We start from the raw sequence: 15,764 nt of genomic DNA, 5'->3' as shown, positions 1-15,764 counted from the left end.
CAGCATTGCAGTAATCGGTTCCTTATCGTAATATAAAGTATTAATAGTATATTATTTACAATGTGTACATATTATTATTGATGCTGTGTAACGCAGAAAGTTAGCTAAGTTGAAAAATCTATAAACTTTTATATATATGGTTTCGATTTAAGAAAACAGATTTGCGGAAGAATATTTTGTAAAGGAGTGCCTATTGAATGAATAATATCACCATTTATGATGTAGCAAGAGAGGCAAACGTTTCGATGGCAACGGTTTCGCGTGTAGTGAATGGAAATCCGAATGTTAAGCCTGTCACAAGAAAGAAAGTCATGGACGTAATCGACCGTTTAGGTTATCGTCCGAATGCGGTAGCAAGAGGTTTAGCGAGTAAGAAAACGACAACTGTCGGTTTGATTATCCCGGATATTTCTAACATATTCTATGCCGAATTGGCACGAGGAATTGAAGATATCGCAACAATGTATAAATATAATATTATTTTGAGTAACTCAGATGAAAATACGGAAAAAGAACTGCATTTGTTGAACACAATGCTTGGTAAACAAGTAGATGGTCTTATTTTCATGGGATCTAATATTACGGAAGATCATCTTGATGAATTTAAGAAATCTCCTGTGCCGATTGTGCTTGCTGGTTCCATTGAAGATTCAGGGGAAATGCCGTCTGTTAATATTGATTATGAGCAAGCTGCTTATGACAGTGTGACTTTCTTCCTGTCTAACGGGCATACAAAAATTGCATTGGTAATCGGCAATCGTGAGGAATCCATCAGTCAGAAGAAACTGGCAGGTTATAAGAAGGCGCTAGAGGAGAAAAATATTGCTTTCAATGAAGATTATGTGATTGAAGGTGATTTTTCTTACGATTCAGGTATTGAAGCTGTGAATCGCCTTTCTGAATTAAACGAAAAGCCGACAGCAGTGCTGGTAGGAGCAGATGAAATGGCGGTCGGCGTTGTGAATGCCATTCAAGATAAAGGCTTTAAAGTACCGGATGATATTGAAGTAATTAGTTTTGACAATACAAAGCTAACTTTGATGGTCCGCCCTCAAGTTACAACAGTTGTTCAGCCTTTATATGATATCGGCGCAGTTGCAATGAGACTATTAACAAAGCTTATGAATAAAGAGGAAGTACAGGAACGGGCAGTTGTTCTGCCACATCGGATTGAGGAACGTAATTCTACAAAATAAAAGGTTTCTTGCAGACGATTTTTTTGACGTCTGCAAGAAACCTTTTTTATTTCTTAAGAAAACATTAAATGTTTGAACTTTATAGTATCTGCCTTTTCAAAAAAGTATCGGTTACGGTTTCTCTTTATTGCTCAACTTTTTTATTAGAGCGGATTTGGTAGAGAGCTTTCTCGACGACTTGAAAATTCTTTTCGGTTATTTCATCTTTTCTTGGAATCGGATTATATATTCCATCAGGATCTTCCCAAGTGGTCGGCAAAGCGACAGGGGATTCTTTTTGCCACCTTTCCACCCATTCAAGCGGAAGTGGTCCATTTATATTTGTTGTATCTGTCATTTCTATCCATATTCTTGACCAGGCACGCGGAACAACTCTCCATATGTCATAGCCGCCTCCTCCGACCGCAATCCATTTGCCGTTGCAGTATTGGTGCGCCAGTTCATGTGCTAGCTGGGGAATTTTTTCATATATTTTCATCGTTGCCGACAAATGGGTGAGCGGATCATAATAATGCGAGTCAGCGCCGTTTTGTGTCAGTATGACATCGGGTCTGAAAAATTCAGTGATTTCTCGGAAAGCTGTTTCATAAGCATATAGCCATGAGTCATCTTCGGTGAAGGCATCCACCGGAATATTGAATGAATAGCCGTAACCTTTCCCTTGACCGCGTTCATTCGTATTTCCTGTACCGGGAAACAAGTAGCGTCCGGTTTCATGAATAGAAAAAGTGCAAACTTGGTCATCGTCGTAAAAGGACCATTGTACACCATCACCATGATGGGCATCTGTGTCCACATATAGAACTTTCGCATTGTATTTTTCTTGTATGTATTTAATGGCTACGGAACTATCATTGTATATGCAAAAACCTGATGCTTTCCCTCTGAAACCGTGATGCAGTCCGCCGCCAATATGGAGGGCATGCTGTGATTGACCGGTCATTACTTGATCAACCGCAGTTAATGTGCCTCCCACAAGCATTGCGCTTGCTTCGTGCATATTCGGAAACATAGGTGTATCGTCAGTCGCTAAGCCATAATTCTCCGCCTGTTCGGCACTCAGCAACCCTTGTCCTGCCAATTTTACTGCCTGAATATAATTAGGGTCATGTATTAGCTCCAATTCTTCATCTGTTGCCATTCTTGGCGGGATAATATGCCGATCCTCAATTAACTTCGATTTTTGAAGCAGGTCCAATGTTATATTCAATCGTTTTTGATTGAAGGGGTGTTCTTGGCTAAAACGGTATTTCAACAGTTCTTCTGAATAAACGAAAACCGCTTTGTTCATAATGGGAACTCCGGAGCTTTCGGCCAAAGAACAGTGAAACCGTTAGTCTGCAATGCTGATACGATATTAAGAGGATTCATTGTTTTCACTCGTAATACTACGATAACGCTTTTTTCATCCGTCTGGTCAGGTCGCATTAAAATACTGAGTATATTGACATTCTTTTCTTTAAAAATAGCTGCTAACTCATGAAGCATTCCTGATTTATTAGTAACTTTAACTTCGATGTGAGAGCCGGGCTGATCGGCGCCTGTAAATTTCACAAATGTATGAAGCAAATCAGATTCTGAGATAATGCCGACTAATGAACGGCCGTTTAAAATTGGCAGGCATCCGATTTTATTTTCATAAAAGAGCATGGCAATGTCTTCTACGAAGTCCAAAGAATGTCCTGTCACTACATTTGTTTTCATAATCATGCTTAATGGCTTATCTAATACATCCTCAATTTGCTCATTCGCATATAAGATAGAAGGCGAGGCATTGCGTATACTTTGTGTCGTTACCAGACCAATCAGTGAATTGTTCTCATCGACAATCGGAATGTGACGTATTCTGTTTTCTCTCATGACTCTCATGGCTGTTTGAATCGTGTCACTACTGTTTAATGTAATTACATCTTTACTCATGATTTCTTCAGCGATCATAAAGATACCCCTTTTCATTTTCTGTATAGTCAATGAAGTCGGACATAGATGTAAAATCAGTTAATTAATACATATAGCGGTTCATAAATCGAAGCTGATCAAACTTTTCAATCGATTCTACTCCTACTCGGGAGCCAATTTTAGCCATTAAGCAATTGGCGGGATGGGAGGAGATTTCCGGGTCATCGGTCGCAAAATATTCCAATCCTCCGGCACTCATCATCTTTTCCATTACTTTTCGGTATTCCCAAACGTTGAGTCCCGTTCCTTTTAAATCCCAATGCCAATAATATTCTGTGGTGATGACTATGTAATCGTTCATTGCATCATCCATCATAGAAACCGTTAGCAATCCTTTGCCGATGCCGCAACCGCGGTACTTGGCGATTACTTCTATAGCTCCAAGTTCGATTAAGTCTTCCATATTTCCCTCGGACCAGCGTTCGAGCGGGTCCGGATACAGAAAAGTTGCATAGCCGACAATTGTATCGTCTACTCTGGCAATGATAATCCTTCCTTCGGGTAACTTGGATATTTCAACAATTGCTTTCTTCTGCTGTGCAGGAGGGCGAAATGCGACAAGACCTTCGTCAAACTCATACTTTTCAAGATTTTCAGGAAGAACAGGTCCTTCAATTATTACGGTTCCTAAAGAAGTATTCAGTTCTTTTTTATAATACGTCTTTACATGTTCCAAAATTTCACCACCTATTGAACGAATCTATATAAAGTATGGTTATGCTATTTTTGAGCTTATAAGAATAGTATACATAGTTTACCATGATTTACTGTTAATTGTAAGCGCTGACAGATTATTATAAAAGTCGACATTTGTAAAATTTTATAAAATTGTCAAATTTTAGTTTTAAGGTTATAATTTAATATATTTCTAGTAAGAGGAGATGATTGGCAGTGAAAGCGCTATCAGTTGTAAATGGGGATTTTAACTTGAAAGATTATGATGAAACGCGTAAGCATTTCAATTGGAAGGAAGCAGAGAAAAATTTCTCTTGGTCGGATTCAGGAAAAGTTAACATTGCATATGAAGCTATTGACCGTCATGCCTTAGGAAATAGAAAAAATAAAGTTGCATTATATTATCGCAATGCAAATCGAAATGAAAAGTATACATTTAAAGAAATGATGGAAAATTCAAATAAAGCAGCGAATGTTTTAAAAGAAATAGGCGGAGTTGTGAAAGGTGACAGAGTGTTTGTTTTTATGCCGCGCTCACCGGAAATATATTTTGTGATTTTAGGGGCGATTAAGCTAGGAGCTATTGTTGGCCCTTTGTTTGAGGCGTTTATGGAAGGTGCTGTTAGGGATCGTCTGGCAGACAGTGAAGCGAAAATCATTGTAACAACTCCTGAATTAGTCTCGCGTATTCCTGCAGATGAACTGCCGGCACTCGAGAAGATTTTTATTGTTGGTGATGAAGTGAACGAAGAAGGAAAAATCATCAGTTTTAATAACTATTTTCAAGATGCGGGTAAGCAGTTGGATGTGGAATGGGTCGACCTGGAGGATGGGATGCTTCTTCACTATACTTCGGGTTCAACCGGCAAACCGAAAGGAGTATTGCACGTACATAATGCCATGATTCAGCAGTATCAGACAGCGAAGTGGGTATTGGATTTAAAAGAAGATGACATATATTGGTGCACAGCAGATCCGGGTTGGGTAACAGGCACCGCATATGGTATTTTTGGTCCGTGGCTTCATGGCACTTCCAGTGTGATTATTGGTGGCCGTTTTAACCCGGATGCCTGGTATGAAGCAATCGAGAATTATGGCGTCACAGTGTGGTATAGTGCCCCGACGTCTTTCAGAATGCTGATGGGTGCCGGAGATGCTGTTGTGGAAAAATATGATTTAAGCTCGTTGCGTCATCTTTTGAGTGTAGGAGAGCCGCTCAATCCTGAGGTAATACGTTGGGGAATGAAAGTGTTCAATCTCAGAATTCATGATACATGGTGGATGACGGAAACAGGTTCGCAGCTGATTTGCAATTACCCATGCATGGAAATTAAACCGGGTTCAATGGGCAAACCGATTCCCGGAATTCAGGCGGCTATCGTCGATGATAGGGGGAATGAGCTGCCTCCTAACAGAATGGGGAATTTAGCAATTAAAAAGGGTTGGCCATCTATGATGAAGCAAATATGGAATAACCAAGAAAAATATGATTCTTATTTCATGCCGAATGACTGGTACGTTTCAGGAGACTCAGCGTATATGGATGAAGACGGCTATTTCTGGTTCCAAGGAAGAATCGATGATGTCATTATGACAGCAGGAGAACGAGTAGGTCCGTTTGAAGTAGAAAGCAAACTTGTCGAGCATCCAGCCGTTGCGGAAGCAGGAGTTATCGGTAAGCCCGATCCGGTGCGAGGTGAGATTATTAAAGCATTTATCGCTCTGCGAGACGGCTATGAGGCAACTGATGAATTGAAGGAAGAAATCCGTCAATTTGTGAAAAATGGGTTGGCAGCTCATGCAGCGCCAAGGGAAATATCATTTAAAGATAAATTGCCAAAAACACGAAGCGGCAAGATTATGCGCAGAGTACTGAAGGCATGGGAACTTGATTTGCCGACAGGGGATTTATCAACGATGGAGGATTAGAGTAATAGTTTTAAATGTAATAGAAGGACCTCCGGTTAATCCGGAGGTCCTTCTGTTTGATGTTATTGACTGTTCTCGCTGTTATCATCACCTGAGCCGTTTCCGGCTCCACTGTCAGGTGGAGGGGTATTTTCCTCTTCAGGTATTGTTGTTTCCGGTGGCGGCTGGGTTTCTTCAGGTGCCGGATTCGCAACTTGCCCTAGTATTATAATATTGGATGAAGCAGACTCATTACCGGCTATGTCTACGGCTCTAACAGTATATTCGCCTACGTCCCCGGTGAAGGAGAATGATGCGTTAGAATTGCGTATTGTTGACACTTGTTGTCCGTTTTTGTAAACACGATATCCGATAATGTCTGAATCGCCGTGTTTGCTCCAAGTAATTGTGTTTCCGTTGGCTTGGATACTTAAAGGATATGGAACAGCACCGTTTTCATTCATTGTTTTGATTCCTCCGACTGCTGCCCCTTTAAAGTTGCCAGACAGACCGGAAGTCGATACATATTTACCTGCAATTAGCCTTAAGAAATTCTCAGACATAACAGATCCGGTATCCACAAATTCAGCAGGGGTGGTCGGCAGAGCTTTATATTTTGAATCTCCGATTGTTACAAAGGTTGCTGTGCTCGTAGCTTGTCCGGAAAATGAAACGGCGTATTTCACCGGGAACAAGTCTGTGCCGCTAATGCCCGCCGTGCTGCAAATATCGCCGGATAGTTTGAGCAATGCGCAAAAGGATGTTTTTATAATCCCGTTTGGCATCGTAAAACGCTTTTTCGGTCCGATTAATTCCGGATTGACAGTATAGGCGGCATTCAGCAAATCGGCCCACAAGTATTGGTTCCTCTGGCTGTAGCTTAATCCATTATATGAATAGCTTAAAGATTTTGGCGTGTCATAGCCATTCCAAACACCGAAAGTAATGGTCGGGTTGGAGGCCACAAACCAAGCATCGTAGAAACTTTGGCTTGTCCCGGTTTTACCGGCAAAATCCGAACTGAAATTTAAACGGTTCCGAGCCGCAGTTGCAGTTCCTCTTGACAGAACGTCCCGCATCATATCAATCGTCAAATAAGCAGTTTGCGGAGAGAATACAGTATCTGGCTTTATTTCATGTTGATAAATAACCTCTCCCTTTTTTGTTTCGATTTTTTCGATCATATATGCATCAACGAATTGTCCGTTATTGGCCAACGTCGCATAAGCATTGACGTTTTCTTCAACTGTTACTCCATCTGTCAGTCCGCCGATAGACATTGAATAGTTAGAGTAGTCTCCTTCGGTTAAGCTTGTGAAGCCCATTTTAGCTAAATATTGAACCGGATTTTGATTGATAATATCCATGTAAAATTTGACGGCCGGCACGTTGTCAGAACGGACTAATGCTTCCCTTGCAGTCGTTAAACCTTTGTATGAGCCCGATGCATAATTAGTTGGCCGATAAGCCCCTTGAGGCGTAGGAACGGATATAGGCGCATCAAGCACTAATGTGCCTGGGGCCAATGCCCCCAGCTCTATACCGGGTGCATATACAAGAATCGGTTTCATTGTTGATCCGTTTGGCCGGGTAGTATAGGTAGCGTGATTCACCTGTTTCCGATTGAAATCTCTGCCGCCGACAAAGCTGAGAATTTTACCGGTTGCATTTTCCATCAGCACTGCTCCTAGTTCAACCGGTTCTATAACCAACTCCTCCTGCTTTGTTTCCTTATTGGTCACTGTTTCCGGCAGATCTCTTCCGTAATGTTTATAATCGGCAGCTACTTGCTGCATTTTAACATACATGTCTTTATTGATCGTTGTGTGGATTTTATAACCGTTTTGGCGCATTGCTTTTTTAGCGACGGCATAGTAATGGTTTGTTAAATCTTCACTTTTATCTAAATCCTTCTGGCTGTAACCATCTTTTTCTGCAAAGTACGGGACTAATAATTCTATGGTGCGCTCTTCTACCTCAGTTGTAAGATAAGGATACTGGGCGAAGGCTGGATCCTGTTTAGGAATGAAATCTTTGGTGATGTCGTAGGCTAAGGCATCTTTATACTCTGCTTCAGTTATAAAACCTGCGCTCAGCATACTGGATAAAACGGTTTTCTGTCTGTTCAAGCCCGGTTCAAGATTTGATTTGACCTCACCTTTATTGGTAAAAGGCGTGTATCCAAACGGACTTTTAGGCAATCCAGCTATGTAAGATGCTTGAGCAAGGTTTAAATCTTTTGCATTAACACCAAAAATTCCTTGAGCTGCTGCTTGCGCACCGGCTATATTGCGGCCGGATGAATTTCTGCCGAATGGAGAGACGTTCAAATACGCCTCTAAAATTTCGTCTTTTTGGAAATACTTTTCGACACGCATTGCTAATATGATTTCTTTCGCTTTTCGCTCAAATGAAAGTTCGTTTGTAAGCACCTGTTGCTTAACGAGTTGTTGTGTCAAAGTGCTGCCGCCTGATTGTACAGACGTGTTGGCAACTTCCTGAAATAAAGCACGGAATATCGCTTTTGGTACGATTCCTGCATGTTCATAAAAGTATTCATCTTCTGTCGCAACAACGGCATTGATTAAATGTGGTGATATTTCCTCTATCGGTATGATTTCACGCTCGAGGTCTGTATTAATCTTTCCGAGATATACATTGTCGGCAAAATAAATTTCTGATGTCTCTTCAAGGTCATAAATATCCTTCGTCAACGATTCTTTCGAGCGCACGTCTTCATCTTTTACCAGTGAAGCGAAATAACCTGCTCCAACCCCTCCAGCAAAAGCTGCACCGATGACCCCGAAGATGAGGAATAATAGAATAATATTCCAAATGACGTGGTAGCTGATTCGGAAATATTTTCTCGTTTGCGGCTTGTCCGCTTTTTTGAAAAAATCCAGAAAAACAGTAAGCATTTTATTTTTATTCATTTTTCTCATCCCCCTGAAATTCAGAGTTAATTATACCATATATGTTGGTATAATTAGGTATATTTAGTGAATTTTATGATTTTTCTAATGAGGTAGGTGTTTGACTTTTTAAATTTGATATTATAGAATACTGTACATCAAGTTTAAAACTGTCAGTTGAATAATGTTGCGAAGACAGGTGTCAGTAGTGAATCTATCACTGTATGCAGAGAGCCGGTGGTTGGTGAAAACCGGAACATATAGATGTCATGAATTACTGCCTCGAGCATTTGCTGGGAACGCTTTTTGATTTAGTAAGTAGCAGCAAACGGTTTATAGCCGTTATTTATGTGAGCGGAGAATTTCTTATTGGGAGTTCTCAAGTTGGGTGGTACCGCGATTATTTCGTCCCTTCATTTTATGAAGGGGCTTTTTTGTGTTTATTATGATTTCGCTGCACATTGTCGGGCATCCTATAGATTCAATAGATAGGGCGGATAGTTTTCAAAAAAAGAAATAACAGGAGGAATAACAATGGATTTACTTCAAGATTTACAATGGAGAGGCATTATTTATCAACAAACGGATGAAGAAGGCTTAAAAGAGCAATTGCAAAAAGAAGCTACATCTCTGTATTGCGGTGTCGACCCTACAGCAGACAGCATGCATATCGGACACTTACTGCCGTTCTTGACTTTGCGCCGTTTCCAAAAAGCTGGACATAAGCCGATTATTCTAGTTGGCGGAGCGACTGGTATGATTGGTGACCCAAGCGGGAAGACGCAAGAGCGTCAGCTGCAATCGGTTGAAGCGATTCAACATAATGTAAAATGTCTGCAAAAGCAATTAGAGCGCATTTTTGATTTTGAAGGAGAAAACGGTGCAGTTATGACGAATAACTATGACTGGATCGGCGCTCTGGATATGATTACTTTCTTGCGTGACTACGGAAAACATATCGGCATCAACTACATGCTGGCGAAAGATACAATCGCTTCACGTTTAGATACAGGTATTTCTTTCACTGAGTTTACGTACACAATTTTACAAGCAATTGACTTCAAGCACTTATATGAAAACCACAATTGTAAAATTCAGCTTGGCGGAAGTGACCAATGGGGCAACATTACGACAGGATTGGATTTAATCCGTAAAACACAAGGTGAAGGAGCTAAAGCATTCGGTTTAACTATCCCGCTTGTTACGAAATCTGATGGAACAAAATTCGGTAAAACTGAAGGCGGCGCTGTTTGGTTAGATGCAGAAAAAACAACTCCTTATGAGTTTTACCAATTCTGGATCAACACAGCGGACCAAGACGTAGTGAAATACTTGAAAATCTTCACGTTCTTATCGAAAGAAGAAATTGAAGCATTAGAAGCATCTGTTGAAACAGATGCTCACCTTCGTAAGGCTCAAAAAGCATTAGCAGAAGAAATGACTCGCCTTGTACACGGACAAGATGCACTTGACAAAGCAATCAACATTACACAAGCATTATTCAGCGGCAATGTGAAAGAATTAAGTGCAGAAGATATTAAGCAAGGGTTCAAAGATGTGCCTTCTTACGCACCGGCTGCAGATGAAGAGCTTGCATTAGTAGATGTGCTTGTGAATGCAAAAATCTCTCCGTCTAAACGTCAGGCACGTGAAGATATTGCAAACGGAGCAATCAGTATTAACGGTGATAAAGTGACAGATGTTGCGTATGTTTTATCATCAGAAGATCGTATTGAAGATCAATTCACTGTCATTCGCCGCGGCAAAAAGAAATATACATTAATTCAATATTAATGAAATGATAAGGGACCTATCCAAAAAGTCATATGTGACTTTTTGGATGGTTTGCCTATAGCTTGTTTGAAAATAAATAGGATTACTGAACTTCGTGATTTTATTTTCTTTTATGGATAGGCGTTGCTTTTATCGCAAATAAAACAGCTGGAGAAAATTCTGAGTTTTTTCTCCGGCTGTTTTTTATCTTTTTGTCTATATTTTTTTACAACACAATGGCTGCCGGAAAGTCGAATTGAAAAATAAAAAAACCACCTGCAAATAAACTGTACCCTATAATATAGACACTTGAAAAAAAGTCTATCCTATAGGGTACTTTTGTTTATAATGAGAAAAAAGATAGCGGAGCGGGATGAAATGGCAAAAAGATATTTTACGAAAAAAGAACAAGAACAACTAAAATGCAATCCGAATGTACAAGCAGTTAGCGAGAAAGCCATTACGTATAAGGATGAATTTAAACGTCATTTTATTGTGGAAAATGAGAAAGGCAGATTACCAAGAGAAATTTTCGAGGAGGCCGGCTTAAATGTTGAATTAATCGGCATAAAACGAATCGAATCTTCAGGGAAACGTTGGCGGTCTGCTTATCGCAAAGCAGGCGTAGAAGGTTTGCAAGATACACGTAAAACACATTCAGGTAGATCATTAGAGCGTGAGTTGACATTAGAAGAAAAAATTGCACGATTAGAGGCAAAAAATAAATTATTACAGGCAGAGAATGAACTTTTAAAAAAGCTCGATCTACTCGAAAGGCAGATGTTGAAAAAGAAATCCTAATCCCAACAGAATTAAAATTTGAACTGATTTACAAAACGATACAAAAGTATCATTTAAAACGACTTGTCAGCTACTTGTGTGAACTGATGGGTGTATCACGTTCAGGCTACTACAATTATTTTAGTAATCACTCGGTTCAAAAAAGAATGGAACGTGAATTATCCGATGAAGCAGTGAAAGAAATCATTTTAAAGGCATACCGATTCCGGGGACGCAAAAAAGGAGCACGCCAAATCAAAATGACTTTACAGAATCAATATGGGATTACGTATAACTTAAAACGTATTCGTCGCATTATGAAGAAATTTGAAATCATCTGCCCGATTCGAAAAGCCAATCCAGCGCGACGTATAGCCAAGGCGACAAAAGAACACCGCACGTGTCCAAATGAACTACAACGCAACTTTAAACAAGGTGTGGCGGGAAAAGTATTATTGACGGATATTACGTATTTAACGTACGGAGGCGGTAAACGCGCTTATTTATCAACGATTAAGGATGCAGAAACGAATGAAATATTGGCGTATGAAACGTCGTCTTCGTTAGGTTTAGACATTGCCCTCGATACGCTCCGTAAGTTGAAGAAACACCGCCATTTAAGAGAAGATGCCATTATCCATTCTGATCAAGGTTTCCATTACACCAATCCACAATATCAAAAACTTGTGAAGAAAATGAGATTAGGACAATCGATGTCACGCCGCGGGAACTGTTGGGATAACGCCCCCCAAGAATCATTCTTTGGACATTTTAAAGATGAAACGAGTATAAAAGAATGCCAGACACTTGAAGAAGTAAAGCAAGAAATTAAGAGTTATATGATTTATTACAATCATTATCGAGGTCAATGGAACTTGAAAAAGCTGCCGCCTGCAAAATACAGACAGCAGCTTCAAGAAGTTGCCTAGTTTTTTTTCAAAATGTCCTTTACAAAGGGTACACTTTAAAAAGCAGATGGTTTTTTTCGGCTACTAACGAGAGTACCACTCAACGATAAGTGCTTCGTTAATTTCAGCAGGCATTTCAGAACGTTCTGGTAAACGAGTGAAAGTACCTTCTAATTTGTCAGCATCAAAAGTAACGAAATCTGGAGTGAAGTTGTTCACTTCGATTGCTTCTTTGATGATGTCAAGGTTGCGTGATTTTTCACGAACTGAAATTACTTGACCAGGTACTACTTTGTATGATGGAATGTCAACGCGTTTTCCATCAACAAGGATGTGACCGTGGTTAACAAGCTGACGAGCTTGACGACGAGTACGTGCTAAACCTAAACGGTAAACAAGGTTGTCAAGGCGAGACTCTAGTAAAGCCATGAAGTTTTCACCAAGGATACCATGTTTCATTTTAGACGCTCTATCAAAGATAGTGCGGAATTGACGTTCGTTTACTCCGTACATGTGACGAAGTTTTTGTTTTTCTTGTAACTGAAGACCATATTCAGTTAATTTTTTGCGTTGGTTTGGACCATGTTGTCCTGGAGCGTAAGGGCGTTTTTCTAACTCCTTACCTGTTCCTGATAATGAAATTCCAAGACGACGAGATAGTTTCCAACTTGGACCTGTATAACGAGCCATGAATGACTCCTCCTCTTTTGTTTTTATTTTGTAAAATAAAAACATGTGAAAACAAGTGATCATACCCATTTTATTTTCATGTATCCTCGCCCTAGCAGCCAAGGGTTACAAGATACACCTCCTGATGAGGAATAAAATGGACTTACAATCCGTTTGCACAAGCCGCATATTTTACACAAGTGCCATTATATAACGTGGTGTGATGAAAGTCAAGGAAGGGTGGGATGAATCTCTATTTGATTTTAAGCGGATATGACGCTTTTTTGTTTTTAAAGAGAATTACACACAATATTCTGTAAAAATATAGTTATTTTGTGCTATTATTTATAGAAGCTAGGGTATAATTTTGCGCCAAAAATTAAATGAAAGAAAATTAGTGCAATTTCTATAGGTAATCAGACCTAATGAATTGTAATACATATGAATAAAGCAATTTAAAAATGTTTATATTTGTTATGAAGTCAGGGGGGATGGATATGGGTTTTCAAGAATCTCATTGGTTAATGGATTTAAAGTTAATCTTTTTGGACTGCTTGGAAGATGATAAGGGGCAATTACATTTTGATGATATTATTTATAAGTATTTGCAATATGTAAAAGACTTTTTCAAGGCGGAAGAGGCAATTTATTATCAATACAATAGCATACAGCGGCAGTTTCAGCTTTTGGGGCATTTGCCGGATAAATCTTTCAAAAATCAGGAAGTGTTCATTGCAATAGACGATGAAATGGAAAAACACCTGAAAGACCAAGTATTTTTTTTGGAAGATATTTGTTTAATCGGTCTAAGAAAATATGATTTCTATTTGCCAATCGTAAAAGACGGCAATTTGCTTGGGATTTTGTCATTGAAAGAAGATAGAGATAGAGAAGAGGAAATTGCCTATGATCCATCCTTTCTGACGGAGTTTTCCGAAGGCTTTGGTAAAGTGGTACAGACAGCATACAATATTACGAAAGTTGTTGCGGAGGAAAAACGATACAAACAGCTATTTAGGGTCACAGAAAAATTCCATTCATCAATGGACATGGATGATGTGCTGGGAGAAATCATTTATACGCTTCAGCAAGTATATCCTTCTTTCAATTATTATTTGCTGTTGTCGCAAGATAATCATAATCATGGACAGTTGCCGATCAAAGGGCTGGAATATGATAGTGCCAATATAGCAGCTATGCAGTCCTATGTGACAGGGACAGCAATATTTGACGACTTCACGAATGAGAAAGAATCTGTTTTATACGCTCCGCTTAAAGGGAAACAAGGTGTATATGGAGTGTTGGAGGTCATATCGCCCGATACATATGTGTTTCCGAGATATGAAGTGGAGTTTATCACTTTGCTTGCCAATACGGCCGGAAGTGCGATCGAGAATGCTCAGCTTTATCAGCAATCCAAACAATTGATTGCTGATTTGCAGCTTATTAACGAAACGTCCCACCGTTTGAACTCGAATTTGCGCTTAAGCGAAATGATGGATTATATGCAGACGCAAATTATCCAATACTTTAATCCGGATGAAGTCGGTTTTATTATGTATAAACCTGAAAAACAATATGAAGTTCTTACTGGAAGTACCGATTATTTCGTAGATCATCCTGAAAACCCATACATTCGCTTTGTGAAAGAGAGACTTTTCAGTGAGAGTGGTTCAATTTTCTTAGGGGATGTTACACTGACTGCAGAAAATGATGATATGTATAAATCAATTATGGCAGTGCCTATGATTCAGAACGGTAAAGTCAGAGGGTGTGCGGTTGTCATGCATCGAAGTCCTTATCACTTCTCATTTGAAATGTTTAAGTTACTTCAGTCGCTTATCCACCATTCTACATTGGCTGTTACTAATTCTTTACTTCGTGAAGAATTGGAAAGAATGGTTGTTACGGATCATTTGACACAATTGTATTCACGGAATTTTCTAGATGAAAAAATGGCTGAGTCGATGGAGAAGGATGGTGAAGGTGTATTCGTTCTGATCGACATTGATGATTTCAAAGGCGTAAATGATACGTATGGACACCAAGTTGGCGACGATATCATCGTTCAAGTAGCCAATGTAATCGCCAATAGTGTCAGAGCTTCTGACGTTCCTGCCAGATGGGGCGGGGAAGAATTAGCGATATACTTGCCCAAAGTGAACATGGAGACGGGGGTCTCAATCGCAGAGCGAATAAGGAAAAGAGTGGAAAGGGAAACAATTCCTGCTGTCAGCATCTCGTGCGGCGTGTCCTGCTGGAAGTCAGTACAGGAAGATAGTGCCCAAGCACTTTTCAAGCGAGCGGATACCGCGCTGTATAAAGCAAAAAACTCTGGTAAAAACAGAGTTGTGACAAGTGCATAAATTTATAAAAGAAGAGACAGTTTTGAAGTCGGTTACACTTCAGAACTGTCTCTTTTGTTGGCATATAAGGATTGTGATTCACCAAAAAGGACCGGTGCCGGTTTTTCTTTAAAAAAGAAAGCATATAATTTTAAACTTAGATAGCTGTCTAACCTTATACCTGCCATGCTCGGAGGCCAACAGGATGTTGGTCATATCGGCGTTGTCACAGGACGTGACGGTTTTAGCCGATATTCCCCTCCTGCCTCGTCCAAGAAACCAAAACCGGGTTTCTCGTGCGGGGCTCTCACGATGAGAGTCACAGCGACGTTGCTACAGGACGTAGCGTTCTTAGTCGCTGTTCCTTCTTAGTCCTTGTCTAGCTACAGCGGCCAGCCCCTCGAGGTCATAAGACGAATCACTCCAGAAATTTTACAATTTCCTACGTGATTTGTCTTATGCAGGTCGGGGCTGAACAGGCCGCTTCCGCATTTCGGTTCCCGCATGTCTCCTTTTTCATCGAGGCGAATTCAAGTAGCATATTCATGATGAAAAAGGACCGGTAACAGTTTTTTCTGCACTATAGGAAATAAATTGGCAGCGAGGTGGAAGATTCGACGTAGTAGCCAATTTTAAGTC

Annotated in this window: 10 protein-coding genes and 1 other annotated feature; of the genes, 5 read left to right on the top strand and 5 right to left on the bottom strand. The window is 40.0% G+C overall.

Features of this window, described 5'->3' with window-relative positions; genetic code table 11:
• Window positions 1-197 precede the first annotated feature (197 nt).
• The gene (gene ccpA / locus IEO70_RS19380) at window positions 198-1,196 is read left to right on the top strand and encodes a catabolite control protein A (protein ID WP_191000028.1); all 999 of its coding nucleotides are present in this window, start codon (window positions 198-200) and stop codon (window positions 1,194-1,196) included.
• A 124-nt stretch (window positions 1,197-1,320) separates the two neighbouring features.
• Here ccpA and IEO70_RS19375 read toward each other — a convergent pair whose 3' ends face one another.
• From IEO70_RS19375 to IEO70_RS19365, 3 genes are all read right to left on the bottom strand, one after another.
• On the bottom strand, window positions 1,321-2,487 hold the full coding sequence (locus IEO70_RS19375) for an acetoin utilization protein AcuC (protein ID WP_191000027.1): 1,167 nt from the start codon (window positions 2,485-2,487) through the stop codon (window positions 1,321-1,323).
• A complete protein-coding gene (locus tag IEO70_RS19370) occupies window positions 2,484-3,134 on the bottom strand; it encodes a CBS and ACT domain-containing protein (protein ID WP_191000026.1) in 651 nt (216 codons plus the stop codon). The genes IEO70_RS19375 and IEO70_RS19370 overlap by 4 nt, the downstream gene beginning before the upstream one ends.
• A 64-nt stretch (window positions 3,135-3,198) precedes the next feature.
• Complete coding sequence (locus IEO70_RS19365) at window positions 3,199-3,831, bottom strand: GNAT family N-acetyltransferase (RefSeq protein WP_191000025.1); 633 nt, start codon at window positions 3,829-3,831, stop codon at window positions 3,199-3,201.
• A gap of 209 nt (window positions 3,832-4,040) precedes the next feature.
• On the opposite strand from IEO70_RS19365, the gene acsA reads away from it, so the two are divergent.
• Window positions 4,041-5,759, top strand: a complete 1,719-nt coding sequence (gene acsA, locus IEO70_RS19360; RefSeq protein ID WP_191000024.1) for an acetate--CoA ligase — start codon at window positions 4,041-4,043, stop codon at window positions 5,757-5,759.
• A 62-nt stretch (window positions 5,760-5,821) separates the two neighbouring features.
• Here the strand turns inward: acsA and IEO70_RS19355 are convergent, their stop codons facing one another.
• Entirely contained in the window at window positions 5,822-8,671 is a 2,850-nt protein-coding gene (locus tag IEO70_RS19355; RefSeq protein WP_191000023.1) for a transglycosylase domain-containing protein, read from the bottom strand.
• 162 nt (window positions 8,672-8,833) lie between these two features.
• Window positions 8,834-9,066: a binding site (T-box leader), on the top strand.
• A gap of 118 nt (window positions 9,067-9,184) precedes the next feature.
• Here IEO70_RS19355 and tyrS point away from each other — a divergent pair.
• Complete coding sequence (tyrS, locus tag IEO70_RS19350) at window positions 9,185-10,444, top strand: tyrosine--tRNA ligase (RefSeq protein ID WP_191000022.1); 1,260 nt, start codon at window positions 9,185-9,187, stop codon at window positions 10,442-10,444.
• Window positions 10,445-10,801: 357 nt separating this feature from the next.
• Window positions 10,802-12,132 (top strand): IS3 family transposase gene (locus tag IEO70_RS19345; RefSeq protein WP_407949793.1). Its coding sequence is split into 2 segments (ribosomal slippage): window positions 10,802-11,186 and window positions 11,186-12,132, totalling 1,332 coding nucleotides; the frame shifts between segments, so codons are not numbered across the junction.
• 63 nt (window positions 12,133-12,195) lie between these two features.
• On the opposite strand, the gene rpsD is transcribed toward IEO70_RS19345, so the two are convergent.
• On the bottom strand, window positions 12,196-12,801 hold the full coding sequence (gene rpsD / locus IEO70_RS19340) for a 30S ribosomal protein S4 (protein ID WP_191000021.1): 606 nt from the start codon (window positions 12,799-12,801) through the stop codon (window positions 12,196-12,198).
• A gap of 476 nt (window positions 12,802-13,277) precedes the next feature.
• Here rpsD and IEO70_RS19335 point away from each other — a divergent pair, with 476 nt between their 5' ends.
• On the top strand, window positions 13,278-15,146 hold the full coding sequence (locus tag IEO70_RS19335) for a diguanylate cyclase (protein WP_191000020.1): 1,869 nt from the start codon (window positions 13,278-13,280) through the stop codon (window positions 15,144-15,146).
• The last annotated feature ends 618 nt before the right edge of the window (window positions 15,147-15,764 follow it).

It is taken from the genome of Peribacillus faecalis (assembly GCF_014712675.1).
Taxonomy (GTDB): Bacteria; Bacillota; Bacilli; order Bacillales; family DSM-1321; genus Bacillus_AD; species Bacillus_AD faecalis.
This window is presented reverse-complemented; position numbering and strand designations above follow the sequence as displayed.

Bases quoted from the DNA above. Each gene is read 5' to 3' on its own strand.
- IEO70_RS19355 (WP_191000023.1), bottom strand. From the start codon at position 8,671: ATGAATAAAAATAAAATGCTTACTGTTTTTCTGGATTTTTTCAAAAAA.
- IEO70_RS19370 (WP_191000026.1), bottom strand. From the start codon at position 3,134: ATGATCGCTGAAGAAATCATGAGTAAAGATGTAATTACATTAAACAGT.
- rpsD (WP_191000021.1), bottom strand. From the start codon at position 12,801: ATGGCTCGTTATACAGGTCCAAGTTGGAAACTATCTCGTCGTCTTGGA.
- IEO70_RS19375 (WP_191000027.1), bottom strand. From the start codon at position 2,487: ATGAACAAAGCGGTTTTCGTTTATTCAGAAGAACTGTTGAAATACCGT.
- IEO70_RS19335 (WP_191000020.1), top strand. From the start codon at position 13,278: ATGGGTTTTCAAGAATCTCATTGGTTAATGGATTTAAAGTTAATCTTT.
- ccpA (WP_191000028.1), top strand. From the start codon at position 198: ATGAATAATATCACCATTTATGATGTAGCAAGAGAGGCAAACGTTTCG.
- tyrS (WP_191000022.1), top strand. From the start codon at position 9,185: ATGGATTTACTTCAAGATTTACAATGGAGAGGCATTATTTATCAACAA.